General features: G+C 42.3%; 19 protein-coding genes, 1 tRNA gene and 2 pseudogenes. 7 read left to right on the top strand and 15 right to left on the bottom strand.

Annotation, left to right across the window (positions count from 1 at the left end):
* Positions 1 to 431 precede the first annotated feature (431 nt).
* The 3 genes from IPP77_14515 to IPP77_14505 all read left to right on the top strand — a co-directional run bounded on the left by IPP77_14515 (position 432) and on the right by IPP77_14505 (position 2,954).
* Positions 432 to 1,376 carry a carboxypeptidase regulatory-like domain-containing protein gene (locus tag IPP77_14515; protein MBL0310830.1) on the top strand — a complete coding sequence of 315 codons (945 nt, stop codon included), beginning with the start codon at positions 432 to 434 and terminating at the stop codon, positions 1,374 to 1,376.
* Between the two features lie 115 nt (positions 1,377 to 1,491).
* Entirely contained in the window at positions 1,492 to 2,055 is a 564-nt protein-coding gene (locus IPP77_14510) for a TrmH family RNA methyltransferase (protein ID MBL0310829.1), read from the top strand.
* A gap of 20 nt (positions 2,056 to 2,075) precedes the next feature.
* Positions 2,076 to 2,954, top strand: coding sequence for a class I SAM-dependent methyltransferase (locus IPP77_14505; GenBank protein ID MBL0310828.1), 879 nt, complete (start codon positions 2,076 to 2,078; stop codon positions 2,952 to 2,954).
* Positions 2,955 to 2,999: 45 nt separating this feature from the next.
* Here the strand turns inward: IPP77_14505 and mltG are convergent, their stop codons facing one another.
* Positions 3,000 to 4,013: an endolytic transglycosylase MltG gene (mltG, locus tag IPP77_14500; protein MBL0310827.1), complete on the bottom strand. Its 1,014-nt coding sequence runs from the start codon at positions 4,011 to 4,013 to the stop codon at positions 3,000 to 3,002.
* Between the two features lie 75 nt (positions 4,014 to 4,088).
* Here mltG and IPP77_14495 point away from each other — a divergent pair.
* From IPP77_14495 to IPP77_14485, 3 genes are all read left to right on the top strand, one after another.
* A tRNA-Val gene (locus tag IPP77_14495) sits at positions 4,089 to 4,161 on the top strand.
* Between the two features lie 111 nt (positions 4,162 to 4,272).
* A complete protein-coding gene (locus IPP77_14490; GenBank protein MBL0310826.1) occupies positions 4,273 to 4,986 on the top strand; it encodes a hemerythrin domain-containing protein in 714 nt (237 codons plus the stop codon).
* Positions 4,987 to 5,161: 175 nt separating this feature from the next.
* The gene (locus IPP77_14485) at positions 5,162 to 5,977 is read left to right on the top strand and encodes a T9SS type A sorting domain-containing protein (GenBank protein ID MBL0310825.1); all 816 of its coding nucleotides are present in this window, start codon (positions 5,162 to 5,164) and stop codon (positions 5,975 to 5,977) included.
* A gap of 115 nt (positions 5,978 to 6,092) precedes the next feature.
* On the opposite strand, the gene IPP77_14480 is transcribed toward IPP77_14485, so the two are convergent.
* From IPP77_14480 to IPP77_14470, 3 genes are all read right to left on the bottom strand, one after another.
* Positions 6,093 to 6,284 (bottom strand): cold shock domain-containing protein, encoded by a 192-nt coding sequence (locus IPP77_14480; GenBank protein ID MBL0310824.1) that lies wholly within the window; start codon positions 6,282 to 6,284, stop codon positions 6,093 to 6,095.
* A 126-nt stretch (positions 6,285 to 6,410) separates the two neighbouring features.
* On the bottom strand, positions 6,411 to 8,960 hold the full coding sequence (locus IPP77_14475; protein ID MBL0310823.1) for a carboxypeptidase-like regulatory domain-containing protein: 2,550 nt from the start codon (positions 8,958 to 8,960) through the stop codon (positions 6,411 to 6,413).
* 104 nt (positions 8,961 to 9,064) lie between these two features.
* A complete protein-coding gene (locus tag IPP77_14470; protein ID MBL0310822.1) occupies positions 9,065 to 9,985 on the bottom strand; it encodes a hypothetical protein in 921 nt (306 codons plus the stop codon).
* A 206-nt stretch (positions 9,986 to 10,191) separates the two neighbouring features.
* On the opposite strand from IPP77_14470, the gene IPP77_14465 reads away from it, so the two are divergent.
* Entirely contained in the window at positions 10,192 to 11,997 is a 1,806-nt protein-coding gene (locus tag IPP77_14465) for an ABC transporter ATP-binding protein (protein ID MBL0310821.1), read from the top strand.
* A 1,486-nt stretch (positions 11,998 to 13,483) separates the two neighbouring features.
* On the opposite strand, the gene IPP77_14460 is transcribed toward IPP77_14465, so the two are convergent.
* The 11 genes and pseudogenes from IPP77_14460 to mraZ all read right to left on the bottom strand — a co-directional run bounded on the left by IPP77_14460 (position 13,484) and on the right by mraZ (position 25,498).
* Positions 13,484 to 14,845, bottom strand: a complete 1,362-nt coding sequence (locus IPP77_14460; protein MBL0310820.1) for a UDP-N-acetylmuramate--L-alanine ligase — start codon at positions 14,843 to 14,845, stop codon at positions 13,484 to 13,486.
* Positions 14,842 to 15,942, bottom strand: coding sequence for an undecaprenyldiphospho-muramoylpentapeptide beta-N-acetylglucosaminyltransferase (murG, locus tag IPP77_14455; protein ID MBL0310819.1), 1,101 nt, complete (start codon positions 15,940 to 15,942; stop codon positions 14,842 to 14,844). Before murG ends, IPP77_14460 begins: the two co-directional genes overlap by 4 nt.
* Positions 15,943 to 15,984: 42 nt before the next feature.
* Complete coding sequence (locus IPP77_14450) at positions 15,985 to 17,172, bottom strand: FtsW/RodA/SpoVE family cell cycle protein (GenBank protein ID MBL0310818.1); 1,188 nt, start codon at positions 17,170 to 17,172, stop codon at positions 15,985 to 15,987.
* Between the two features lie 93 nt (positions 17,173 to 17,265).
* Positions 17,266 to 18,603 (bottom strand): UDP-N-acetylmuramoyl-L-alanine--D-glutamate ligase, encoded by a 1,338-nt coding sequence (murD, locus tag IPP77_14445; GenBank protein MBL0310817.1) that lies wholly within the window; start codon positions 18,601 to 18,603, stop codon positions 17,266 to 17,268.
* Positions 18,604 to 19,857: pseudogene (locus IPP77_14440) on the bottom strand (phospho-N-acetylmuramoyl-pentapeptide-transferase).
* Positions 19,858 to 19,866: 9 nt separating this feature from the next.
* Entirely contained in the window at positions 19,867 to 21,333 is a 1,467-nt protein-coding gene (locus IPP77_14435) for a UDP-N-acetylmuramoyl-L-alanyl-D-glutamate--2,6-diaminopimelate ligase (GenBank protein MBL0310816.1), read from the bottom strand.
* Between the two features lie 383 nt (positions 21,334 to 21,716).
* A pseudogene (locus tag IPP77_14430) lies at positions 21,717 to 22,250 on the bottom strand (peptidoglycan glycosyltransferase).
* The gene (locus IPP77_14425; protein MBL0310815.1) at positions 22,162 to 23,436 is read right to left on the bottom strand and encodes a hypothetical protein; all 1,275 of its coding nucleotides are present in this window, start codon (positions 23,434 to 23,436) and stop codon (positions 22,162 to 22,164) included. Before IPP77_14425 ends, IPP77_14430 begins: the two are co-directional and overlap by 89 nt.
* 139 nt (positions 23,437 to 23,575) lie before the next feature.
* Complete coding sequence (locus tag IPP77_14420; GenBank protein MBL0310814.1) at positions 23,576 to 23,944, bottom strand: hypothetical protein; 369 nt, start codon at positions 23,942 to 23,944, stop codon at positions 23,576 to 23,578.
* Positions 23,945 to 24,031: 87 nt separating this feature from the next.
* Complete coding sequence (gene rsmH, locus IPP77_14415) at positions 24,032 to 24,991, bottom strand: 16S rRNA (cytosine(1402)-N(4))-methyltransferase RsmH (protein ID MBL0310813.1); 960 nt, start codon at positions 24,989 to 24,991, stop codon at positions 24,032 to 24,034.
* A 15-nt stretch (positions 24,992 to 25,006) separates the two neighbouring features.
* Entirely contained in the window at positions 25,007 to 25,498 is a 492-nt protein-coding gene (gene mraZ, locus IPP77_14410) for a division/cell wall cluster transcriptional repressor MraZ (protein ID MBL0310812.1), read from the bottom strand.
* Positions 25,499 to 25,512 lie beyond the last annotated feature (14 nt).

Below are 25,512 nucleotides of genomic sequence, written 5' to 3'. Positions count from 1 at the left end.
GAGATGCAGAGCCTCGAATCTTTTAACTGCATTTTTCTCTGTGTTCCCAGCTCCTCTGCGCCCTCTGCGCGAAATAAAGTCAAAAACAAAAGTCTCAAAGATTTTTGTAGTTTCAATATGCTTATTTTAGAAAAATACTACCAATTTGACAAAATGACCACTCAATTTAATGGACAATCTACACCCTTTGTCTGAATTGATTAAGACAGTCTGACAAATTGTGTACACATTTACATAAATTGCCTTCCTATTTACTTATATATAGTATATAGTGTAGCATATTGCCATCATACTATACTATATATAGACCATAGTTTTGCATATTGCCTATCTGATTTATTAAATTGTCAATAAAATTTGATAATAATCTAGATAATCAAAGAAACCTTCCTTATATTTGCTTCGTATTAATAGAGATAAACGAACAAAACATGGGAACGACACAGGTAAATAGACTTTATGGCGGCATCAAAGACTCGCGAATGGTGGAAGATGCGCAAGTGATGCACGAATTATTTGTTGACGACACGGCAGATTTTATCAGCTTCGACGCTGATTTTGGCGGCAGTTTTGAAACAGATTTTCAGACCAAACTTACGGCGGCCATGAACATCGAAACCGACGAAACGGTGCAAGACCAGATTCAACAGTTGACCGAAGAAATGCAAACCCGCTGGGATGAATGCAAGGCGCAATATCAAAACGTAAAATATTTTATCGAAAAGGCTTTCCCGAATAAAAAATCGGTGTGGAACGAGTTCGGAAACGATGATTATAAAATCATGGATACGCAGCAGAGCAAGGTCAATGAGTTTATGACTGCCTTCATCGCCGCGCTCGGAAAATACAGTGTGGAACTGGCGGCGGTCAATATTCCGGCTGGTGTCGTGTCCGATTCGACTTTGGCGCTCACCGCTTTTAATCTGGCCAACACGGCGCAGAACAAAGCCATCAGAGAGCGGCCTACAAAAACACAGGCGCGCATTGGTGTTTACAATGATTTATGGATGGTGTTGCAGGTCATCAGTCGCGCCAGCAAAACGCTTTATAAAGACGACTATGCCAAGCGACACGAATATTTATTGCCCGGTCCGTACAACAATATTCAAGAGGGCGATGAATTTAAGATAACCGGTGTGGTGAAGAATTTAGTAACCGGTGTACCGGAAGAAGGTGTAGAGGTGAAACTGGCCAATGTAGATTTGGTGAGCGTGACCGACAGCACCGGTACCTTCGTCTTCGTTGACGGGGTGCCTACCGGTAACGATTCGCTGATTGCCACGAAGGAACATCATAAAACTGCTACGAAAAATATTGTCATCGAGGCACACAAGAAATTGGTGACCAACATAGACATAGAACCGGATAATACGTAGAGACGCAAAATTTTGCGTCTGTATTCCATCCGAACAATAGACGCAAAATATTGCGTCTCTACACTGCGGCAGGGATAAGAGGGGGCTGATTGTTTTTCTTCTTTAATCTTGCGCCATGCGAAAACTGTTGAATGAAGAATTGGCGAGATTGAATGCCGATGAGTTTAAGACCAGCGACAAGGCGCCGGTGGTGTTGTTGCTGGATAATGTTCGGAGTCATTTGAACGTGGGTTCTATTTTTCGCACGGCGGATGCGTTTAGGCTCGAGGCCATTTATCTGTGCGGCATTACCGGTTGTCCGCCTCACCGTGATATTCATAAAACAGCGCTGGGGGCAACGGAAACGGTGGTATGGAAACATTTTGTTTCGGCGATGGAGGCGCTGGTTTTGTTGCGGGAAGAAGGCTATACAATCGTGGCGGTGGAGCAGGCGGAAAGGGCGGTGATGTTGCATGAGTTTGTTGCGCAGGGCGATAGAAAATATGTTTTTGTTTTTGGCAATGAAGTGGATGGAGTAGGGCAGGAGCTGGTCAGTAGTTCGGATATGGTGTTGGAGATTCCGCAATGGGGCACAAAGCATTCTTTGAATGTGGCGGTGAGTGTGGGTGTGGTGGTTTGGGAGGCTATGAAACAATTGACGGCTGGTAGTTCGCCGCTAACTGGCAACCGTCAACTGTGAACTAGTTCTATATTTGTTCCATGCAGCAGTATCACGAGCAATGTTATCTATGTAATAGTTCCAAGTTGAAGCCCTTGGTGGGTTATGAGCGCCACGATATGGTGAAGTGTGGCGACTGTGGTTTTGTTTTTATGCGTCGCATTCCGACGTTGGATGAGCTGGGGGCGCATTACAGTACTTATTCTTATGGGGGTGATTATTATTTGTCGCCTATCACGGTGAAAAGTTATCATGCTTTGTTGGATGAGTTGGAACCATTTCGGAAAAGCAATAAAATTCTGGATGTAGGTTGTGGCATGGGTTTCTTTCTCGATGCGGCGAAAGAAAGAGGATGGAAAGTTTATGGAACGGAGTATTCAGCCAAGGCTATTGAACGGTGTCGTGCCAAAGGAATTGATATGAAAGAAGGAGTGCTGAATCCTACGGATTTTGCGGAACATGATTTTGATATTGTGACCTCCTTCGAGGTGATGGAGCATATTAATAATCCGGTACCGGAACTGACGAATATCCATCAATTGCTTCGACCGGGGGGATTGTTTTATTGCACCACGCCGAACTTTGATTCGATGCTCCGTTATCAGACCGGGGAGCAATACAACATTATCGGCTATCCGGAACATCTGTCCTATTACACACGCAAAACTTTAAGCAGAGTAGTGACTGAAAGAGGATTTAGGCTGCACGATTTCAAGAGCACCGGTATCAGTATTTCGCGGATGAAAGTTTCTACCGGTAGTACGGAGGAAAAAATGCACACAGAAACATCTTCGGATGAAAGGCTGAGGAAAAATATTGATGGCAAATGGTATCTGCAAATTGCCAAAGATATAGTCAACGGCCTACTGACCTTGACCAATAAGGGAATGACGTTGAAGGGTTATTATATCAAGAAGTGAAGGATAGTCTTTCGGGGCCTTTTAAAGATTGGAAAGTTTGACGCACTAATGAATATTCATCTTGTCTAAAGTCTTGCGGTATTGACGAGCAATCTTATTTTGCTCTGTTAGGGTTTTAGAGAAGATAGAATTACCGCTCATGTCGGGGTTGGCACAGAAATAGAGGTAGGGATGTTTTTCAGCATTCAATACGGCATCAATAGATTTTTTCCGAGGAAGGCAGATAGGTCCGGGTGGCAGTCCACGGTTTTTATAAGTGTTATAGGGGGAATCAACCGCGCGGTGCGTAGCGTTCACTCTTTGGGCTTTGAAGTCTCGACGGGCAAAGACTAAAGTAGGGTCGGCCTGCAGAGGCATACCGATGCGCAGACGGTTCAGGTAAACCCCCGCAACGATGGAGAGTTCTTTATCAAAGATGACTTCCTTCTCTACGATAGAAGCCAGAATAACTATTTGGGTAGGAGACAGATGAAGAGCATTTGCCTGGCTCATGCGTTCTTCATCCCAGAACCGGTGATAGGCAGTCTCGGTCTTTTGCATGAATTTTTCAAGTGAAGTATTCCAGTAGAATTCGTAGTTGTCCAAGATGAATCGCGAAAGGATGTTGTTGGTGTCTCGTTCGTAAGTTTTGCAGAAGGTTTCATCGTTCAATTTAGCAAGCAGCTTGTTAGAATCTATTTCGAGGGTGTGCCCGACCAGACCGGAAAATTCTTCTTTAGTGCGGACGTTATAAATCACGAGCGTGACGGGTGTTTGCCATCCCATGCGGAGGGTGTTTACAATTAGGCGATTATCCATGCCGCGCGTCAGTACATAGTAACCGGGTTTTATGTTTTGATCCAGATACTTCCATCTGCTGACTATTTCAAAAGTCCATTCGTTTTTTAAGACGCTGTGTTTGTGTAGAATGTTCATCACCTCCTGATAGGTAGAACCGGTAGGAATTTTTATGGCAATCCGTCGTTCGGCGTTTATGTTGGGTGCATAGAATATTTTGTAAGCACCGGCTAGACAGAATAAACCAAGGACGAATAAAATACCGAAGAGGAACTTCCACATAGCGACGAAAATATAAAGCTATGGAAAAGAATGGTAAAGGCTATTTCCTTCGGTCTGTTATATTTGCAACCTTCGGCGCGGTTAGCTCAGTTGGTAGAGTATCTCCTTGACGTGGAGAGGGTCAGAGGTTCGAGCCCTCTACCGCGCACATTACCACCCTCTGATTTTGGGATTCATGTGAACCTGTTGAAAATCATTCAAAAATATTTCTGGTATTTGGCACTTTTGCAAAGTAGTTAATCAGCAAAAAAGGAAGATTATGGATATAACGGACCACATTCAGCAAATATTACAGCGTTACGCCGACAAAGGAGCGTTTCACGCAATAAACGGTTATGAAGATTTGCAACGTGCAGGTATTCAGGGAGATTTAGTGCTGGCACTTCTTGATTTGTTTGAAGACCCAAGCAGTTTTTCGGAAGATAAGTTTCAAGACTTCCCTATTCCGGTCATCATGGACTATATCCAGCGCACCCATCAGTTTTATCTGTCAAAGAAATTGCCGGAGATAGAACAAAGCATTCACCTATTACTTGAAAATTATTCTGGGGGACATCCGCTTTTAACCGTCCTCACCCAATTTTATCAAAGCTATAAACACGATTTAGTGGAGCATATAGCACTGGAAGAAAAACAATTGATTCCCTATATTCAATATCTCTGCCAAACGGATAAACCCGTTTCGGATATTTATACTTTCTATAAAAAGACACAAAGCTATTCGCTCCAGCACTTCCTTGAAAGCCATCACGATATGGAACAAGACTTGACTCAGGTTAGAGGAACCATGTTAAAGTGTCGTCCTCCGGTAACGAATCAAACTCCATATCGTATTTTGCTGAGCCAGTTGGAAACTTTTGAAAAGGATTTGGCTGTACATTCTATGGTCGAAGACCGAATATTGCTACCGCGCGCTTTGGGGCTGGAGCAGTCATTCATGGATGATTTGAAATATCGTGCTGGTTCTAATTGATTTGTTGAATTCATTTACTGCGACCCTATTTCCAATTGAGGGTGTCTATAGAAATTTTGACGTTAAAAGTTTTTAACAGGACAACTCTTGTTTTGCCCAATTTCTTCTTACCTTTCGGCTGTAAGTTTGTATTAAACATTCAAGAATTACTTTTTAAAACTAAAACAGCAGTCTTATGAAAACAGCAGCCATTTTATTTTTCTCTATTTTTCTTTTCTCCAGCCAACTGATTACCGCACAGGATTCCAAACCGGAGGTGTTGAACACTGCTCAGGTTTCACAAATTGATGTATCAGGAAAATGGGTGGGTAAGCGCAGTCAACTTTCTTGGGATCGAAAAAGTATCATCGAAGAATTTGTGTATGAATTTGATTTGAAACAAGAAGGTGATCGGGTGACTGGAACTACTACCATTATCAATACTGCCGGTGATTATGCCGACATGAAAATTGAAGGCATGATAGTGGGCAACAAATTTCACTTTGCAGAAAAGGAAGTAAAAAGCGCTATTCGTCCGAATGGTATGGTATGGTGCTTTAAAAGTGGCGAGTTGAACTTTGCAAAGGTAGGAAGCCAAATTAAACTGGTTGGCGCCACTCCAAGTTTTATGGAGAATTCCAACTTCCCATGTTCCGGTGGCATCACAGAGTTGACCAAATCGGACAATAGTAATATTGACCTATCTAAACTTGCTAATACCACTACTGGAAGTGTTGGGACATCTGCTAAAATTGACATCACTACATTCCCAAATCCTTTTGTAGAACAAGCGAACATTCGCTATAATCTTATAGAAGATTCTCAGGTAAAGTTAGAGGTGTTTGACATCAGTGGAAAACTGGTTAGTCGGATACTAGATGAAAATCAAAAAACAGGTGTTCACTCTTCGGTATTTACTGCAAAGAACTATGGATTTCTTAGTGGCATTTTCATTGTCAAGATGACGGTGAATGGGGAAGTATTCAGTCGCCAGTTGGTACAGATGCGATAGAAAAGTATTTAGATAGTGATCGAAGTTCCGTTGGTGGGACTTCACTGCAAACAAAAAGGCTTCGAAAATATTTTCGAAGCCTTTTTGTTTGATGATGGTATGGAAATATGACTAATCAGGCAGTCTTTACATTGACCGCATTTAATCCCTTTTTACCTTCCTCGATTTCAAATTCAACTTCATCACCCTCTTTGATTTCATCTATCAGACCGGATGAGTGAACGAAGTACTCCTTTAGGGTTTCGTTGTCAACGATAAAGCCGAAACGTTTTACCCGATTGTAGAATTTTACCTTACCTTTTTGCATATTGATGATTTTTATTGCAGGCAAAGATATATTTATTATGGCATTTTGGATACCCTACGTGATGGGGGCTTTTATACAACTGATAAGCAATAGTAGAAGGATAAACTATTGGCGGCTTATAGCTTTTTAGTTCAAGACATTTAATAAAAAAGCGACTCGTCCTCCAATGTTGTGTACAGTTTGCCCCCACCCCGCCACAAAATCTACGCGCATGATTTTAAAGATATTGTCAATCCCGGCATCTAATTGATAGTAAGCGCCTCGGGTGGGACTGTAGAGAAAATGAAACCCTACTACTTCGCCTAACTTCAACGTGCGAATGCCAGGAATTTTGTTGAAGAAGAATCCGCCAAAATGATGTTCAATATGCGCCTCTGTAAAGTATTTCGAGGTGCTATGCCGATAATAACGGATAAGGTAAAAGCCAAGGAGGTCTGTTTTTCCATAGGTAATGAAGTTCCCATAAAAATGATGGTAGTCAGCATAAGTAATGGACCTGGTATTGGGAAATCCGCCACCTCCAAGCTGATAATGTGTGGTGCCAAGAAGTTTCATCGGAATTTCACCACGCATCTGAATCTCAAGCATGTCGAAGTTTTGATCACTAAATCCTTTGATGGGGATCGCCTTTCGCCATGTGAGATATAGTTCGGGATATTTGGAATTATCAATTCTGAATCTGGAGTCGGGACGAGTAATATACTTTCGGCCAAAAGTCAGATGAAGTTGAATATCCAGACGGAAAATATTGTTGGGCGGGATATTTCCTTCCTGGCCGATAAGATCGGGAAGGTCAACACCGTTTGCGCTGTATTTCAATTTGTTTTTTGAAAAAAAGGTATAATGACTCATATTTTCAAGCGGCTGACGTCGTGCATACAGCAAAGAAAAATTTCCATCTAAGCCATTAAAGAGTTCACGGGTATAGTCAAACTTGAGAAAGTATTGCTGGTAAATCTTCATGAAGTTAAAGCCAAGCAAAAGCGATTGTTCTGTATTGTCTAACTCTTGTTGGGGCTGCAAATCGTTAAACTGACTGATATAGCGACCACCACTCAGCGTAAAGTATTCCGAGTTCTTTTGACTATTCTTATAAACGATAGCCAACTTGGAATTAAACTGCCTATTAGCAAAGCCGTATCGAAAGAAAGGTTCAAAGGAAAGAGAACGTTGACTATTAAATTCTTTCCGAATGGTCAGGTTGATATGTAGGTTGTAACCTTCCACCGTGTTATAGTTGTTCCAAGTAAGCGGTGAAGGAACGGTGATGGAAATCTTTTGGTTCTGCCGTCGAAAAGTATATCCGGTCAGTATGGAAAGTACGCCTGGAACATTTGCCCGCCGATCGGATGAATCTTTGAACTCTTTAGAATCCCGGATGACTTGAATACTGTCTTTAAGTTTATAGTCACCCACTTCTAATTCAGTCAAAGGCACGGGTCGGATGCTATCCCAATATTGTTCTGTACGTTTGTTGGCTCCTTGCTCCACTTTAAGAACTTCGGCAGAGAAAATTTCTTTCTCCACCTTCTTTTCTCGCTTGGCCAAGGTCTTCTTTGATTTTTTGACAGGAGATAAAGTATCCTTCTTCGCCACCGTGGGTTCCATTGCTATTATGTCATTAACGATATAATTTTTGAAAATACCGAGATAATAACCATCTCCTTTCACACCCAGAATACCTCCATTGGCATCATACCGTTGTTGCGAGGGGAGCCAGATATCATTCTTTATGGGAATAAAGTATTGAGTCACTTTGAGGGTATCAATGTACTGAATACCGTTGCGTTTAGTAAGATAAAGTTCAAGCGAATGAATGTTCCAGTTATCCTCCACAATACTTAGAACACCATTAAAGCAGGGGTCATTTTTCCGTTTAGGGGTTACTAGGATTTTATTGATGAGCCGGTCTCCTTCCTGATAAGCACCCAACATCCGGTAGTTATAATAGAAGAAAGCGGTTTCGGATAAGGGAGAAATAAACGGACGCTGAGCGATAAACGGAATGGAAATACTGCGTTCATAAAAATTGAAATAAAAATTTTGAGCAGAATTAAATGTAAACCCGCTGGCGGCACCGCTTACCTTGGAGGAATAAACAACCTCACGAAACTTATTCGGTTTCATGTAATAAAGCCTCGACTGTGATTCACTGAGATAAAGTACTCCCGAATTATTCGGCCCGGTCAGCGTTCCACTTCGGTTGATTCTTCTTCCAAGAATTCTGTCTGGCGCTTCGGTGATTCGCTGCAATCCTTTTACATAAGCATCGCAGGAATAACTCTCCACCACGCTTAGAAAATATTTTCTTTTTTCAATCGCCTTTTGGATGACAGCAATTGCCTGATCCTCACTGGCATTGATTACTACATCACGGATTTGAAACTCCAGCAAGGTCAGCACTACATTCAATTCTACATTGGCCGAAACTGACACGTTTTCAATCTGTTGCTTATAGCCCAGATGCTGGAAGACTATCTCGTAATCTCCTGCTGGCAAATCAAGTTGATACCTACCTTGCGAATTGGCCGAAGTGCCGTTGGAGGTTCCTTTGACATAAATGTTCGTATAAGCCAGCCCTTTATTGTTTTCACCATATACTGTTCCTTTGAGGATAAAAGCATAAGAAGAAGAAGAGAAAAGGAGAGAAGAGAAAAGAAAAACAATTAGCCTCATTGAGTATGAAAATAGGAAATTAGCAAACGTGGAGAATGGTTGCAACAATAAAAAAAGCTCCGAACGAAGACAATCGTCGGAGCTTTTTAAAAAGAACTTAAAATTTATTTCAAGGTCACCTCCCCATCGCCTACCTTATATCCGCTTTGATAGACTTGTACTTTATAGGTACCTGCATCCGTAATATTCTGGCTCCAAGTCACGATAATCTTCTTGTTGGATTGATTCCAGTCAATATCAGCCTTTTTGGTGTACTGTATCAATCCGCCATCAGTAGATTGAACAGTTCCCGAACCTTGGTCAGCAATTGAGATGGTTTCTCCTCTTGGATTAATGATACGGAGATACAAACTGACATTTCCCGGATCCAACAATTTATTATCGCCGGTTTCAAAACTGATGCGAAGACTTTCTACATTCTTCACTTTCTTTTCGGTTACCTCTTTTCCACTTTTCTTTTTAGAAATACCTACCACTTCCATATTGTGCAGTTGAAGAAGAGAACCTAAGGTTACCTTTTTGCTCAAGCCTTGATTCTGTTCGTTCAATTGCGCGGTGGCTTGCTTTTCGCTGTGGAGGTCTGTACTGAGCTGTTGATTCGCTGTGGTCAGTTCTTGATTTTGCTGGGTCAGCTCTTCCACTTTCTTTTGCATATCAGCTATGGCTACTTCATATTGCTTAATCATCTCCTTAGCTGTTGCCAACTCTTTGCTGCTCATTTTTCCCTTGGCAAACAGTGAAGTAATTTGTTTCTTCTGGTTATCTATTTCCGCTTGGTTCGCCGTAATGATGCTATCCAGTTCTGCGTTCTTTCCCTTGAACTGCTCCAACTCCATTTTCTTTGAATCCAGCGTATCCGAAAGAGCTTTGAAGTCAATTTGCAGATCCTGCTTTTGTTCTGTTAAATCTTTGTTCTTGCTATTTTCTTTTACCAAAAGATAAATGGCTCCTCCGTTGATGAGCAGCAAAAGACCTATGATAATGGGTAGTATCTTTTTATTGCCGCTTTTTGTTTCGTTTTCCATTGATGTATAATTTAGGTTAAATGATTTGTGCGCAAAGTTATATTTCTAAAGTGCTTTTCAGCAATAATGATTTATACATATTAACGAGCATCGGGTATCTTATGTATGTTTTTGACTATACCGAGCGGCATCCATAACATTCCACCTTTGCAAAATTCCTATTTAAGGATACTTTTAGCCGCCTTTCAAACAGAATCAAAAGCAACATGTCTGAACCAAAGATACTACTAGAGGTTAAAAACCTCGTCACCGAATTCAAAACCGACGATGGAATTACCAAAGCTGTCAACGATGTCAGCTTCACGCTAAACCGTGGAGAAACCATTGGTATTGTGGGAGAATCCGGCTCGGGCAAATCCGTCACCTCGCTTTCCATCATGCGGTTGATTCCCGACCCGCCGGGAAGAATTGCTTCGGGCGAAATACTCTTTCATCAAAACGATGGAACGGTGGTGGACCTGACCAAAATCTCCGAAAGCGAAATGCGCAAATTCCGAGGCAACGAAATCTCCATGATTTTTCAAGAGCCTATGACCTCGCTCAATCCGGTCTTCACCTGCGGCTTTCAAGTCATCGAAGCCATCATGCTTCACCAAAAAGTCAGCAAACAAAAAGCGATGGACATCACCCTCGCCATGTTTGAAAGAGTAAGACTACCCAATCCACTGCGTATTTACAATGCCTATCCACACCAACTTTCTGGTGGGCAAAAGCAAAGAGTGATGATTGCTATGGCCATGAGTTGCAATCCATCCATCCTCATTGCCGACGAACCGACCACCGCCCTCGACGTAACCGTACAAGCCACCATCCTCGACCTGATGGGAAAGCTAAAAGGCGAAATTGACAGCTCCGTAATTTTCATCACCCACGACCTCGGTGTGATTGCCGAAATCGCCGACCGGGTTTTGGTGATGTATAAAGGAAAAATTGTAGAACAAGGAAAAGTGCTCGACATCTTCGGCAATCCCAAACATCCCTACACCCGAAGTCTTTTGGCCTGCCGTCCGCCTTTAGGCAAACGGTTGAGAAAACTGCCTACCGTCGTTGACTTCATGGAAGAAGCGGCAGACGGAACCATTATCGAAAAACAAACTTCTGTACAACAAGCCATTGATGCCGTTGTAATTTCTGAAAAAGAAATGATGGAACGCCGCGATAATGTATTGAAAGGCAAACCCCTTCTTCAACTAAAAAACCTACAAACCTGGTTTGGAACCGGCAAAAGCTTTTTTGGAAACACCACCGACTATGTCAAAGCCGTGGACGACGTGTCCTTCGATGTGTATGAAGGCGAAACACTCGGCCTCGTCGGCGAATCCGGTTGCGGCAAAACTACCTTGGGCAGAACCATCCTTCGTTTGGTGCCTGCGCATGGAGGCCAAGTGATTTTCGATGGCAAAGATTTACTCAGCATGAACCACAACGACATGACCCACATGCGCCAAAACATGCAAATCATTTTCCAAGACCCCTACTCCTCCCTCAACCCCCGCATCACCATCGGCAGCGCCATCATGGAACCCATGACCGTTCATGGAATTTATGCCAACGAAAAAGAACGAAAAGAAAAAGTACTCGACCTGCTTGCCAAAGTCAACATGCGCCCCGACTTCTTCAACCGCTATCCTCACGAATTTTCCGGCGGCCAGCGCCAACGCATCTGCATCGCCCGCGCCCTGGCCCTCAATCCCAAATTCATCATCTGCGACGAATCCGTTTCCGCGCTCGACGTTTCCGTACAGGCGCAGGTGCTCAACCTCCTCATCAGCCTGCGCGAAGAATTCAAATTCACCTACATCTTCATCTCCCACGACCTTTCCGTAGTCAAATTCATGAGCGACCGAATGGTCGTGATGAACAAAGGAAAGATTGAAGAGATGGGCTTCAGCGACGATATCTACAACCACCCGCAACACGCCTACACCCAGGGACTTATCTCCGCCATTCCCAAAGGCGAACTGGGCGACATTCAAAAGCGCGTGGACGAAGAAAGGACGCGACTTAATTAATTTTTTGGGCGGCAGCCGGGCTTTCGGCTATATCTTTTTCGACTCTTCTATTTTTTATTGGATGAAAAAGGATGCCGCCTCTATCCTGAGGACAACATGTAAAGGATAGCATAAAATGGATACTATCCTCTACACTTTTTGTCCTTTTTCTAACAATCCGGCGGGCCGGTTAAGGCTTCCCTGCCGCGGGTTCAGCCCTCCTTATCTTTTTACTGTATTTCCCCTGTGTTCCCAGCTACGCTGCGCCCTCTGCGTGGAATAAAATCAAAAACAAAAGTCTTTAAGACTTTTGTAGTTTCAATAACGGTCATCCCTACAGGATTAGATAGATATTCGCTTTTCTACCAAAGGCATCAATCCTACGGATTGAAAACCACCGTAGGCAAACATTCGCGAATAACATCCATCATTTCCGTAGGAACTATCTTTTGGTAGAAATAAATAGTCTCCACTGTGCAAGCTCCATCGGAGCGACCGAATGAATACATTTCACGCAGAGAGCGCAGAGATGCAGAGTATGGAGTCTTTTTTACTGTATTTTCTCTGTGTTCCCCGCTACGCTGCGCCCTCTGCGTGAAATAAAGTCAAAAACAAAAGTCTCTAAGACTTTTGTAGTCTTCGGCCATTTTTAGCTAAAGGCGTACCTTTTTCAGAAAAGGCGTACCTTTTCGGAAAACGTACGCCAAATAGGGTGAAAGGTACGCCCTTTTAAAAAAAGGTACGCCAAATAGGTTGAAAGGTGCGCCCTTTTCTGAAAAAGGTACGCCAAATAGGTTGAAAGGTACGCCTTTTCTGAAAAAGGTACGCCAAACAGGCTAAAAGGTACGCCTTTTTTGCAAAACGGCGTACCTTCTCCGAAAATGTACTATATCTTGTTTTAAAGAGTTTCAAATCATTAAAAGGAGGCGAAGTTTCCAAAAATATCCCCCCTCCGTTTAGTTTCTCAATTTATAGCAGATTAAACGCCACCAGCAAGCAAAGCGAAGGCCTCGTTGAGTTTATAAACTACAAAAGTCTCAGAGGCTGTTTGGATTTGAACAACCGAATTTGTTATGAATCTGATATGTCGCACGGAGGCACGGAGAACACAGAGGTATTTTCTCCGTGATGCTCCGTGACTCCGTGCGATACACTTTTTTTATACAGAAATCCAAACAGCCTCTGAGACTTTTGTAGTTTGAAATCATCATCTGTTTATTATTTGAATGAGAAAGCCTATCAAAGACATTAGACTTCTTCGGAAAATCAGGGTTGATTAATTTCCTCCATCTACGCTCCCTCCAGAGGGAGACAAATGGACGATTTTCCGAAGAAGTCTATTTTTGATGAAGAGCGCTGCATTGCGGCAGGGATAGAGCCGGCATCCTTTTTCTTTCCAAAATAATTTTAGAGTTAAGAAAAAGATATAGGCGAAAGCCCGGCACCGGCCTTCCAAAAAAATTAAACAGAGTAAGGCCGGGGCGCCGCCCTTATTAATATTAGGCTTCTATCGGCTGATAGCGGCTTTGATTCCCAGAAGATATTTGTCAATATCTCCCGCGCCGATGGTCACCAAGATTTCTAAATCTTTTTTGTGGCGAATGGTTTCTACCAATTCCTCTTTACGAATCATTTGCTTTTGCGCGCAGTTAAGTTGCTTGAAGATTAGTTCGGAGGTGACCCCTTCCATCGGTTGTTCGCGGGCGGGATAGATGTCGAGCAGAATGACTTCGTCGGCGATGCTGAGTTGTTTGGCAAAATCAGTGGCGAGGTCTTTGGTGCGCGAAAAGAGATGCGGTTGAAAAACGGCGGTCAACTTGCGACCGGGATAAAGTTCTTTGATGGATTGGAGGAATACGCGAATCTCTTCTGGATGGTGCGCGTAGTCGTCAATAAAAGTAATCCGCTCATCTTCATATACTTTCTCGAACCGCCGCCGGATGCCTTTGAAAGAGGCGAGCGACTTCTTGATTAGTTCATCGGTTATCTTGAGCTCTTTGGCGACGGTGATGGCTGCGATGGCGTTTTCGATGTTGTGGAAGCCGCCGATGTTCAATCGAAAACCTTCGAGCATCAAACCGTAGTAGTTGATGTTGAATAGATAGCCACCGTCGGCAATCTGGTAGTCAGTGCAATACACATCAGCTTCGCGGTCATGCAGTGAGTAGAAGGCTTTATCCAAAATCGGCAGACGATCATTAATGCTCTCGCCGTTTCGGATCACCAGAAATCCTTCTTCGGTAATCTTGTTGGTGAATTCTATGAAGGCTTCATCAATGGCTTCTTTGCTACCATAAATATCTAGATGGTCGGTATCTACCGCTGTGACCACCGCCATGTCGGGACATAGGCGATGAAAGGACCGGTCGAACTCGTCGGCTTCAATCACCACTACATCATTAATTCCCTGAAGGAAGTTGGTGTTATAGTTCACCGCGATGCCACCCAAAAAGGCAGAGCAATCAAAACCCGATTCTTTGAGGATGTGAGCAATCATGGAGCTGACGGTAGTCTTTCCATGCGAACCAGCGACGGCAATGGTGAACCGGTCGGCAGAAATGATACCCAGCACTTCGCTTCGCTTCAGTATTTCGTAGTGGTTGTCTTTATAAAAATTAAATCCTTTATGGTCTTTGGGAATCGCAGGCGTGTAAACCACCAGATCAACATCCTTGGGCATCTGCGCTACTTCATCGTGAAAAATAATTGCTATGCCTTCTTTCACCAATTCATCGGTCAGGGCGGTTTGCGTTTTGTCATACCCGCTGACTTCGGCACCCATCGTTTTGAAGTAACGAGCGAGCGCACTCATGCCGATGCCACCGATACCTAAAAAGTAAATCTTCTTTATTTCTTTTAATGGCTTCATTGTTTCTTTATCACTTTCAGAATCTCTTCTACAATTCGTTCTGCCGCATCGGGGATAGCCATCTTCAGAATGTTTTGCGATAGTATATTCCGCTCTGCTTCATTATTTAATAAATCAATAGCGGCACCAATCAGATTGACGCGAACCTCATCATCTTTGATCATGATGGCAGCATCTCTTTTCACTAAGGCCATAGCGTTATGAGTCTGATGGTCTTCGGTCACATTGGGAGATGGAACGAGAATGACCGGTTTGCCCACCAGTTGCAATTCGGAAATAGACAAAGCCCCGGCACGTGAAATAATTACATCGGCGCAGGCGTAGGCATAATCCATTCGGTCAATAAACTGCATGGCCTTTAGATTAGGAATACCGGTTGCGAATTTCTTGCAATCTTCGAAATAAACCTTACCGGTTTGCCAGAGAATCTGCACATCAGATGCTTTGATTCTTTCCAAGGATTTTTCAACACTCTGATTCAAGGTTTTGGCTCCTAAACTTCCACCAATTATGAGAATGGTCTTCTTTCCTTCCTTCAGATTGAAATATTGTAAGGCTTCATTCCGGTTGGTTCCTGCATTTACAATCTCTGCGCGAACAGGGTTTCCGGTGAGGATAATCTTGTTTTTAGGAAAAACATTTTCCATTCCTGCATAGGCCACGCAGATTGCTTTGGCACCCTTTGCTAATAGTTTGTTGGTGATTCCCGCAAATGAATTTTGTTCTTGAATCACAGTAGGTACTCCCACAAAGCTCGCAGCGCGTAATAGGGGACCGCTGGCGTAGCCGCCTACACCAATGGCTACATCGGGTTTGAATTTATTTATAATGGAATAGGCTGATAGTAAACTCTGGAAAACTTTAAATGGAAGCAGTAGGTTTTTGACGATGGATCCTCTTTGAAATCCGGCAATATCCAAACCTTTAATCTCATAACCGGCCTGTGGGATTTTTTCCATTTCCATCCTACCCTTTGCCCCCACGAAGAGAATCTGGGTATCCGGTTTTCTTTTTTTAATAGCATTGGCGATAGCAATAGCCGGGAAAATATGTCCTCCGGTTCCTCCGCCACTGATAATTACTCTAAGCCCAGCCATAAGTCAAATATCTGTATTTGGTCGAATAAAGAAATCGCGAGATTATTCAGCAGCTACCGCTTCTTGTTCTTGTTTTTCTTCCTGCTCAATATTGCGACTGACACTCAGGATGATTCCAAAAGCAATAGAAGTAAAGATAATAGAACTCCCCCCCATGCTGACGAGTGGAAGGGTTACGCCGGTAACCGGTACTAAGTTGACCGCTACCGCCATATTAATCATGGCCTGTATCACTAGGGCAATGCCAAGACCCACAGCAAGTAAAGCACCAAATGCTTTGGGCGCTTTTATGACGATGCGAATACATCGGTAGAGAAAGAAAAGATATAGACCTAGAAGAATGGCCCCACCGAACAGTCCATATTCTTCGATAATAATGGCATAGATAAAGTCAGAATAGGGATGTGGAAGAAAATTCTTCTGGTCGCTACCACCGGGATTAATTTTAAGAATTCCGCCTTTGGCAATGGCGATTTTTGCTTGGAGTACCTGATAAGTTTCTTCTCCTTCTGTTTTGCCTTTTTCAAAATTTTCTAATCGGTGTTTCCATGTGCCTGCTCTTCCAAGATGATTCAATGTTTTATCTGGAAGAACAAATAATAGAGCAATAAAGATTGCAGCCGCGACGGCACTGACACCTATCAGCATAAAAATATGCTTCAACGCAATGCGGCCAATAAACATAACGAACAAAGAAGTCAAGAAGAGAATAACTGCGGTAGAGAGGTTCTCTGGGGCTATCAGAACTGCCGTGAGTATAATCGGTAGCAGTATGGGTAAAAAGGCTTCTTTGAAATCAGTAATCTGATCTTGCTTTAATGATAATTGCCTAGCAAGAAACATAATAAGTGCCAGCTTGGCCAGATCGGAAGTTTGAAAAGTCAGCCCTACGACCGGCAGGGTGATCCATCTGTTGGCATCGTTTAGTTCGGTACCGAAGAACATTGTAAATATCAGGAGCGGGATGCTCCATAACCATAACAACTGGGCAATGCGCGAATAATATTTATAATCAACCAAATGAGTGACGAACATCAACATCAATCCGGATAAAGTCATGGCGATTTGTTTCCACAGGTATTTCTCACTTCCTACTTGCATTTTGTATGCAAGTGTTCCGGTACTGCTATAGACGGCCAGCATGGAAATGATGAACAATAGCATCACCACCAGCCAAATCATTTTATCTCCCTGTAGGTAAGTAAAAAAATTATGTATTGCCTTATTCATTGGATAGTATTTGGTAGCAAGTACTTGGTATCATAACAAAATGGTTCAACACAATTCTGGCTATATACTTAATACGCTATACGGTGTACTTGTTTAGAGTTGAATCACCGCCTCTTTGAATTTATTTCCCCGGTCTTCGTAATTTTCAAACAAGTCGAACGACGCACATGCCGGTGAAAGCAAAACTACATCACCAGCGTTGCCAAGATGGTAAGCCATTCTTACGGCATCATTCATGTTTGTAACGTTGACCAGAATGTCCACCAGCTTTCCAAAAGCACTGTGAAGTTTGGTGTTGTCTTCTCCCAGACAAATCATTCCCTTCACTTTGCTTTTGACAATAGGCGACAAAATGGAATAGTCATTTCCTTTGTCTATCCCCCCGGCAATCCAAATAATTGGCTTGCTCATGGATTCCAATGCGTACCACGTACTATTGACATTGGTAGCTTTAGAGTCATTGACAAATTCAATGCCTTTGACCTTCGCTACAGATTCCATTCGGTGGGCGAGGGATTTGAAATCCGCAAGACTTTCTTTGATCTGGTCTTTGCGAAGTCCGTAAATGTTAGCGACTATCCCGGCCGCTAATGAGTTGTAGACGTTATGACGTCCACTAAGTCCGAGTTCTTGAATGCTCATGGTAAATTGTTGGTTTTTATGGTTAATAAGGAGTTGTTCGTTTTTTACAAATCCACCTTCGGCAAACTCTGTATCGTAGCCAAAGGGAATTTTCTGCGCCTTACCAGAATACTGTGAGAGATTCTGAATCGTCAAGTCATCATCCGCGCAATAGATGAAGTAATCGTTCTCGTTTTGATATTTAGTGATGTTGAACTTAGAAGCTACATAATTCTGCAACTGGTAATCATATCTGTCAAGATGGTCTGGAGTGATATTGGTCAGTACGGCAATGTCTGGTCTGAATGTTTCTATGTCATCTAGTTGGAAGCTCGAAATCTCTAAAACATAGTAGTCATAATTTTCAGTGGCTACCTGCATGGCGAAACTCTTCCCAATGTTACCTCCCAAACCAACATTCATTCCTCCGTTCTTCATGATATGATAGGTCAGTGCGGTTGTGGTGGTTTTGCCATTAGCACCGGTAATTCCAACGATTTGCGCATTAGTAAACCAAGACGCAAACTCTATTTCACTCACTACTTTGATTCCTCTATTGCGTATTTTCTTTACTATTTCAGCTTTGTCCGGTATTCCGGGACTTTTCATAACTACCTCGGCATTCAATATCTTTTCATCGGTATGCCCGCCTTCTTCAAATTTTATCTTCCGGTTGTTTAACTCTTCTTTATAGAAGCCTTTAATTTTTCCTCCATCACTCACAAAAACATCATAGCCCTGTTTCGTACCTAATACGGCTGTACCAACACCACTTTCTCCCGCACCAAGAATAACTAGCCGCTTGCCCATCTATCTTACTTTCAGGGTTACAATGCTTAACACAGCCAATAGAATTCCAACAATCCAAAAGCGGGAGACTATTTTGCTTTCATGCATTCCCATCTTCTGAAAATGATGATGCAAAGGCGACATCAGAAATATTCTTTTTCCAACACCAAATTTTCTCCGGGTGTATTTGAAATAGGATACTTGCATCACTACGCTCAAATTTTCAACCAGGAAAATGCCACACATCACTGGTATCAACAATTCCTTTCTGATAGCAATGGCCAGTGTGGCGATAATTCCTCCTAGGGCAAGAGAACCGGTATCTCCCATGAAGACCTCAGCCGGATAAGCATTGTACTATAAAAAGCCAACACAGGCACCCACCATGGCAGCGCAGAATATTACCAGTTCTCCGGAATTAGGTATGTACATTATGTCGAGATAATCAGCAAAAATGATGTTACCGGATACGTAGGCAAATACTAAAAGTGTGGCGGCAATAATGGCAGAGGTGCCGGTTGCCAAACCATCAATGCCATCTGTTAAATTAGCACCATTGGAAACAGCAGTGATGATGAAAATAACGATAGGAATAAAAATTAACCAAGCGTACGGACGCAAATCTTTATTAATCCAACCAAGAATAGTGGAGTAGTTAATTTCATGATTCTTTACAAAAGGAATAGTTGTGATGGGTGCTTTCCGGCTAACCATGTAGTGTTCTTTAAGGTTGTCATCTGTTACCTTAGTGATTTTGTCAGGACTATACTGATGCACCTTTTCAGCAGGGACCTCCTCCTTGGTGATAACACCTTCGTTAAAATATAAAGTAGAACCGACTATGATACCTAAACCTACCTGCCCGATTATTTTAAAAGTACCTGCAAGCCCTTTTTTATCTTTTTTAAAAACCTTGATGTAATCATCTGCAAAGCCAATCAAACCCAGCCAAACTGTGGTAATTAGCATCAGGATAATGTAGATGTTATCTAAACGCGCAAACAATAATGTTGGAATAATGATAGACGAGAGAATAATCAATCCGCCCATGGTAGGAGTGCCTTCTTTTTGCTTTTCACCTTCTAAACCTAGCTCGCGGATATTCTCGCCAATTTGCTTTTTCCGTATAAAGGCAATAATGTCTTTGCCATAAACTAAAGAAATAGTCAGTGAAAGCAGAATAGCTCCCGCTGCACGGAAAGATATATACTGAAACAACCCTCCTCCCGGAAGGTGATATTGTTCTTTTAAAAATTTGAAAAGATGGTATAGCACTTCTATTTTCTATTTACCCAATTCTAAAAAGGTCTCGTTCAATACTTTCTTATCATCAAAAGGCGATTTCACACCTTTTATCTCTTGATATTTTTCATGCCCCTTTCCAGCAAGGAGTATGATGTCTCCCTTCTGAGCCATCATCACAGCAGTCTTAATCGCTTCTTTTCTATCCATGATGGTCAATACTTTTTTTTTATCTGTAACCGGTACTCCCGCATTCATCTGTTTCAAAATGTCTGAAGGATCTTCGCTTCTAGGATTGTCGGATGTCAAAAGCACTTTGTCCGAAAACTTGCAGGCTATCTCGGCCATCACTGGCCGCTTGGCCGCATCGCGATCGCCACCACAGCCAATCACAGTCATGACCGTTTCGTTTCCATTGCGTACAGCTCGAATGGTCTGCAAAACATTTTTCAACGCATCCGGTGTATGTGCATAGTCAACAATCCCCACTATTTTTTCATTTAATGAAACTACCTGATCAAATCTTCCTTCCGGTGGGCTTAGCATGGATAGAACTGTTAGGCATTCCATTTTCTCTAGCCCTAATAAACAGGAAACGGCATAGACGGCGGTTAGGTTGTATGCATTAAACTCTCCAATTAGTCTGGTGTGAAATTCTATTCCATCTACCTCCAACATTAAACCGCTCACGCTATTTTCAACTACCTTTCCTTTAAATTCACTCGGAGCTTTTAATGAATAGGTATGTTTCGATGCTTTGGTATTCTGAAACATAACGATTCCATTTCTATCGTCCAAGTTGGTCAATGCGAAGGCACTTGCCGGCAATTCGTCAAAGAACCGTTTTTTAGTTCTCAGATAGTTTTCGAAGGTCTTGTGATAGTCTAAGTGATCATGCGTGATATTGGTAAAAACAGCTCCTGTGAACTTTAGCCCTTCAATTCTGTTTTGATCAATGGCGTGAGAGCTCACCTCCATAAAGCAATATTCACAATTGGCTTCTACCATTTGCTTCATTAGATTATTTAAACCAATAGCATCTGGTGTAGTATATGTGGAAGAAAGAATGCGCTCGTTAATTTGATTTTGTACCGTAGAAATTAAGCCTACATTCCTTCTAAGATTCCTGAATAATCGAAATAGCAGAGTTGCTACGGAGGTTTTTCCGTTTGTACCTGTAATGCCTACAACCTTCATTTTTGATGAAGGGGTTCCATAGAAGTTAGATGCCATGATCCCCAAAGCTCTACTGCTGTCCGGCACTTGGATGTACGTGACTCTCTCGTTCAGATTTTCGGGCATCTGTTCACAGATAATTACACGAGCGCCTTTTTCAATGCACTCAGAAATAAACTTATGCCCATCTATGCTAGCCCCCTTCACTGCAACAAAGCAATCTCCTGATCCCACTTCTCTGGAATCCATGTGCAGTAGATTTACTTCTACATCGGTCGAGCCTGTCACCTGCCGGAGCGATACACCATATAATATGTCTTTCAGCAATGCCATTATCCCAGAGTGAGTGTAATTGAAGTCCCTTTTGTAAGTTTTGAGTGCGGTGCTACATTCTGTCCCTTTACATTTCCAATTCCTAGGACGCTTACTTTCATTCCCATTGTTTCTAGAATATAAATTGCATCCTTCGGGCTCATTCCTCTTACATCAGGCACTATACCCGGTTCAAATTCATTTTCACTCGCAGTAATTTTTTGATCGTTTGAAACGGTCGAAGCCCACTCGCTATTAAGGTCGTTTAGCTTTGTTTCAAAAAAACCATAGATATTTTTCAAATCATCCATTCGGGCTTTTTGAAAATCCGGAGTTCTATTTTCAGATATCAATCTGTTATTCACTGCTTCATGCATGTGTAGATTCAATGAATAAACTTTGTCTGCGACTTCTTTGAAAATTGCACCGGCTACCACATTTCCGTAATAACCATTGGTACTGGGTGAATTAATCACAACAATCATAGAATACTCGGGATTCTCGGCAGGAAAATAACCGCAGAAAGAAGCCTGATACACCTTGTTCCCATCGCCTTTATAACCTTTTCTCCCCTGAGCAATTACTGCGGTGCCGGTTTTCCCTGCAACATGTAGGTAATCTGTTTTGAGGTTTATAGCTGTACCGTTCTCTACTACCCCTTTCAATATTTCCTGCAATTGCTGAATGGTTCTTTTTCCCAGCAGGTTCTTATTTATCACTACGCTCTCAAAAGAGTCTATCGTTTCACCATACTCCATTATTTTTTCAACTATTTGAGGCTTGACCATGATCCCGTTGTTAGCGATAGCATTATAAAACATCAACGTGTGTAGTGGTGTTATCTGCATTTCATAACCGTGAGCAATAAAAGGAGTTGATACGCCGCTCCATTTCTTCGGGTCTGCTAGAACCGGTTGAACCGCGCCGGGGAGTTCTATTTTTACCGGTTGCGTGAAGCCGAACTTGACCAAGTGATCGTAGAACTTTCGGGGTGTTGGAAGCGTAATTTTGATAGGCCAGTTTTGCTACCGCTACATTCGATGAAACTTCAATAGCTCTCTTGACTGTCAGTTGCGGGGTTTCGGGAATATCATGGTCCTTTACAGTTAGCTTATAAAAAGTTGCCGTTCCATTTCCTACATCTATTTTGGTATTATTCGTTATTAATCCATCTTCCATTAATGACGCGATCGTAGCAATCTTGAAGGTTGAGCCTGGTTCTGTTGCTTCACCGACTGCATAATTTGCCACCTCTTCATATAAGGAATCTTTATTTAAACCAAGATTGGCAATGGCCTTTATTCTTCCGGTTTTAACTTCCATTAGTACTACACAACCATGATCTGCCCGATGATGCTCTAGGGTGCGTTGTAGTGCGTCTTCCGCTACATCCTGCAATTCTACATTGATAGTGGAGTAAATATCTTTACCTGGTTGTGGTGAAATGCTTTCGCGTGAATCAATTGGGACAGTAATGTTTCCTGAAATTTTCTGAACCATCATTTGTCCCTGTGTTCCCCGCAACAACTGATCGAAATTTCCTTCCAGTCCTACTTTGGCATGATTCACATTGGTGAATCCAATAGAGCGCTTCGCCAACTGTCCAAAGGGAAGAAAGCGTCTTTCGTTTTGTACAGATAACATACCACTCTTATATCGCCCATCCCGAAACATTGGCCAGGTTCGCATCTCTGCTAATTGTGAGAATGAAATATTACGCTTCAATAGGTAGTAGCGTTTCTTCATTTTATAACTGTATATCAATTCATTTTTGTAACCCTCTTTAGATTTTTCGGGAAACATTTTTGCCAACAAAAGGGCCACTGAATCCACTTTCTTATTGAAAAGTTCGGAGTGGTTAGCAGTAGTTTTGAAGTCTATATGTATATTGAAGGTGGGAAGCGTAGTGGCAAACAAACGACCATCATCTGCAAAAATATTTCCTCGCTCGGCTGAAATCTTTTTTGGGAAGATGGTTAGACTATCTGCCAAGCTGATATAGTAGCTGCCTTCTACCGATTGAATGTAGAAAGCACGCCCCAAGATGGCGAATCCCAACATGCAAACTAGCATGTAGCCCAGATATGCCCGTAAGAGGATTTCCTTCTTTTTATTGCTTGCCATATAAACAGATACTCATTTCCTCTTCTCTTTGAAATGGCACCACTTTTTTAGTTTTCATCTGGAACTTACATAGGCTTCTTCCCGACGCGTGTAGCGTTAATGTTTCTCCGGTAAGAGTCTTCGCCTTGTTCTGCATGAACTATTTTTTCTTCACTTCGATTTTGTAGGGAGGGATTCTCAGTTCTTTGATTCCTTGGACGCTCACCAATTTTGCCACTTCACTCTGCTTACTTTTTTTCATCAGATCGGATGCGGTGGACATATATTGCCAACGTAATTCCTTAACTTCTATTTCTGTACGAGAAATGCTTCTCACATAATTTTCCGCCATGTGATTATTAGCAATGTGTAGGATAGCCAGTAAAGCAAGGAACAATACCGCAGGCATATTTGTCAATACCTTTTTCAACCCAGATTCGCTGACTGAATCTAAACGACCGAGTAGCATCGCAAAGCCTTTTTTAGACTTTATAATATCCAATTTCTCTTCTGTGCTCTGATCTTCCATATTGTCTCACCCCTGCCTCTAACCTATGAAGTAGTTGGGAGTGCTCTTTTTGTTTTGTTCTTTCTTATTTTTTAAATCTTCTAGTTGTCATATCTTCTCAGCTATTCTCAATTTCCCGCTCCGCGATCTTGAATTTACCTTCATCTCTATATCGCTTGCCACAATTGGTTTTTTATTTATCGGTCTAAACTTCTTCTCATAATTTCCGAAAAAATCTTTCTCTGGTTCGTCTTCCAAATTTCCATTTCGTATCAGGTTTTTAACCAAACGGTCCTCGAGCGAGTGAAAAGTTAAAACCACCAACCGTCCTCCAGTACTTAACATCTCATGCGTTTGTAATAAAAACGCTTTCAATACCTCCAGTTCATTGTTCACTTCTATCCGAATAGCTTGAAAAACCTGTGCCAGATATTTGTGTTCTTCGCCCATGCGGTTTTCAATTGCAATTCTTTTCAGATCGGCAATGGTTTTCAGCGGTTTCACACTCCGAGCATTTACAATGGATAGTGCCAACGTTTTTGAATTTCGAACCTCTCCGTATTGACTGAACATCTGTTGCAACTCGTCTGCTGTATATTTCATCAATATTTCTTTAGCACTTCGCTCCCCTTTCTGATTCATCCGCATATCTAGCGGGCCATCAAAGCGATAACTAAAACCTCTCTCGGCGGTGTCGAATTGCCAACTTGAAACTCCTAAGTCGGCGAGAATGCCGTTGACCGGAAGAGCATCATACAGTCGCAGAAAATTTTTCATTTCTCGAAAGTTGGCATGAATCAGTGTCAGCCGTTTGTCAGCCGATGTGTTTTTTAGTGCGTCTTCATCTTGGTCGAAAGCAAAAAGTCTTCCATTTTTGCCCAGCTTTTTCAAAATTTCGCTTGAATGACCACCACCACCAAAAGTAGCGTCCACATAGACTCCATCGGGTTGGATATTGAGACCCTCTATACACTCATGTAAAAGAACGGACGTATGATATTTTACCTCTTCTAATTCTACTCCAGAGTTAGAATCTTTGATTTCACTTTTTTTGTCAGGCTTCGTCATATCTATGGCGTTACCTCAATCTCCTCCCTTTCGGGGTGGTTGGTTGGGGCGCTGTTCCAATTCATCCAGATAACCCGACACTTCATCAGACAGGCTCTGAACGTTGGCAATATTCCCCTGTGTGTATTGTTCAAATTTATCGGCATCCCAAACCTGAATGCGGTCGAACTTTCCTTTCATCACAATGTTTTTTCCGTTGCCGAGATATTTTATTAGGCTTTTAGAAACAAGAAATCGGTCGGCACCATCCATCTCCACTTCAGTTAAACCAACTGTAACGGCACTGATAAACTGTTGATGTTTAAGGTTGAATGGGTTGAGCTTTTGCAAGCGAGCTGCCTGTTGTTCCCATGCTTTCACGGTATATATCACCAGACAGTCTTCAAGATCTTTAGCAATCATAAATTTCCCCTTGTCGTTGTCGGCAAATTGCTTGCGCAGCGATGCAGGCATTTTTATCCGCCCTTTGTCGTCCATTGTGCAATCAAACTGTCCGAGGAAATTCATTTTGTTTCTGTTAT

Source organism: Bacteroidota bacterium (genome assembly GCA_016722375.1).
Taxonomy (GTDB): Bacteria; Bacteroidota; Bacteroidia; order Chitinophagales; family LD1; genus Bog-950.
Note: the sequence above shows the minus strand (reverse complement) of the source record. Positions and strands in the feature narration are given on the sequence as shown.

Coding starts and splice junctions, on each gene's coding strand:
- IPP77_14435 (MBL0310816.1), bottom strand. CDS start 21,333: ATGGCATTGCTGAAAGACATATTATATGGTGTATCGCTCCGGCAGGTG.
- mltG (MBL0310827.1), bottom strand. CDS start 4,013: ATGTGGAAGTTCCTCTTCGGTATTTTATTCGTCCTTGGTTTATTCTGT.
- murD (MBL0310817.1), bottom strand. CDS start 18,603: ATGGGCAAGCGGCTAGTTATTCTTGGTGCGGGAGAAAGTGGTGTTGGT.
- IPP77_14490 (MBL0310826.1), top strand. CDS start 4,273: ATGGATATAACGGACCACATTCAGCAAATATTACAGCGTTACGCCGAC.
- IPP77_14450 (MBL0310818.1), bottom strand. CDS start 17,172: ATGAATAAGGCAATACATAATTTTTTTACTTACCTACAGGGAGATAAA.
- murG (MBL0310819.1), bottom strand. CDS start 15,942: ATGGCTGGGCTTAGAGTAATTATCAGTGGCGGAGGAACCGGAGGACAT.
- IPP77_14425 (MBL0310815.1), bottom strand. CDS start 23,436: ATGGCAAGCAATAAAAAGAAGGAAATCCTCTTACGGGCATATCTGGGC.
- IPP77_14420 (MBL0310814.1), bottom strand. CDS start 23,944: ATGGAAGATCAGAGCACAGAAGAGAAATTGGATATTATAAAGTCTAAA.
- IPP77_14480 (MBL0310824.1), bottom strand. CDS start 6,284: ATGCAAAAAGGTAAGGTAAAATTCTACAATCGGGTAAAACGTTTCGGC.
- IPP77_14510 (MBL0310829.1), top strand. CDS start 1,492: ATGCGAAAACTGTTGAATGAAGAATTGGCGAGATTGAATGCCGATGAG.
- IPP77_14465 (MBL0310821.1), top strand. CDS start 10,192: ATGTCTGAACCAAAGATACTACTAGAGGTTAAAAACCTCGTCACCGAA.
- IPP77_14515 (MBL0310830.1), top strand. CDS start 432: ATGGGAACGACACAGGTAAATAGACTTTATGGCGGCATCAAAGACTCG.
- IPP77_14485 (MBL0310825.1), top strand. CDS start 5,162: ATGAAAACAGCAGCCATTTTATTTTTCTCTATTTTTCTTTTCTCCAGC.
- IPP77_14460 (MBL0310820.1), bottom strand. CDS start 14,845: ATGAAGCCATTAAAAGAAATAAAGAAGATTTACTTTTTAGGTATCGGT.
- IPP77_14505 (MBL0310828.1), top strand. CDS start 2,076: ATGCAGCAGTATCACGAGCAATGTTATCTATGTAATAGTTCCAAGTTG.
- IPP77_14475 (MBL0310823.1), bottom strand. CDS start 8,960: ATGAGGCTAATTGTTTTTCTTTTCTCTTCTCTCCTTTTCTCTTCTTCT.
- rsmH (MBL0310813.1), bottom strand. CDS start 24,991: ATGACGAAGCCTGACAAAAAAAGTGAAATCAAAGATTCTAACTCTGGA.
- IPP77_14470 (MBL0310822.1), bottom strand. CDS start 9,985: ATGGAAAACGAAACAAAAAGCGGCAATAAAAAGATACTACCCATTATC.
- mraZ (MBL0310812.1), bottom strand. CDS start 25,498: ATGAATTTCCTCGGACAGTTTGATTGCACAATGGACGACAAAGGGCGG.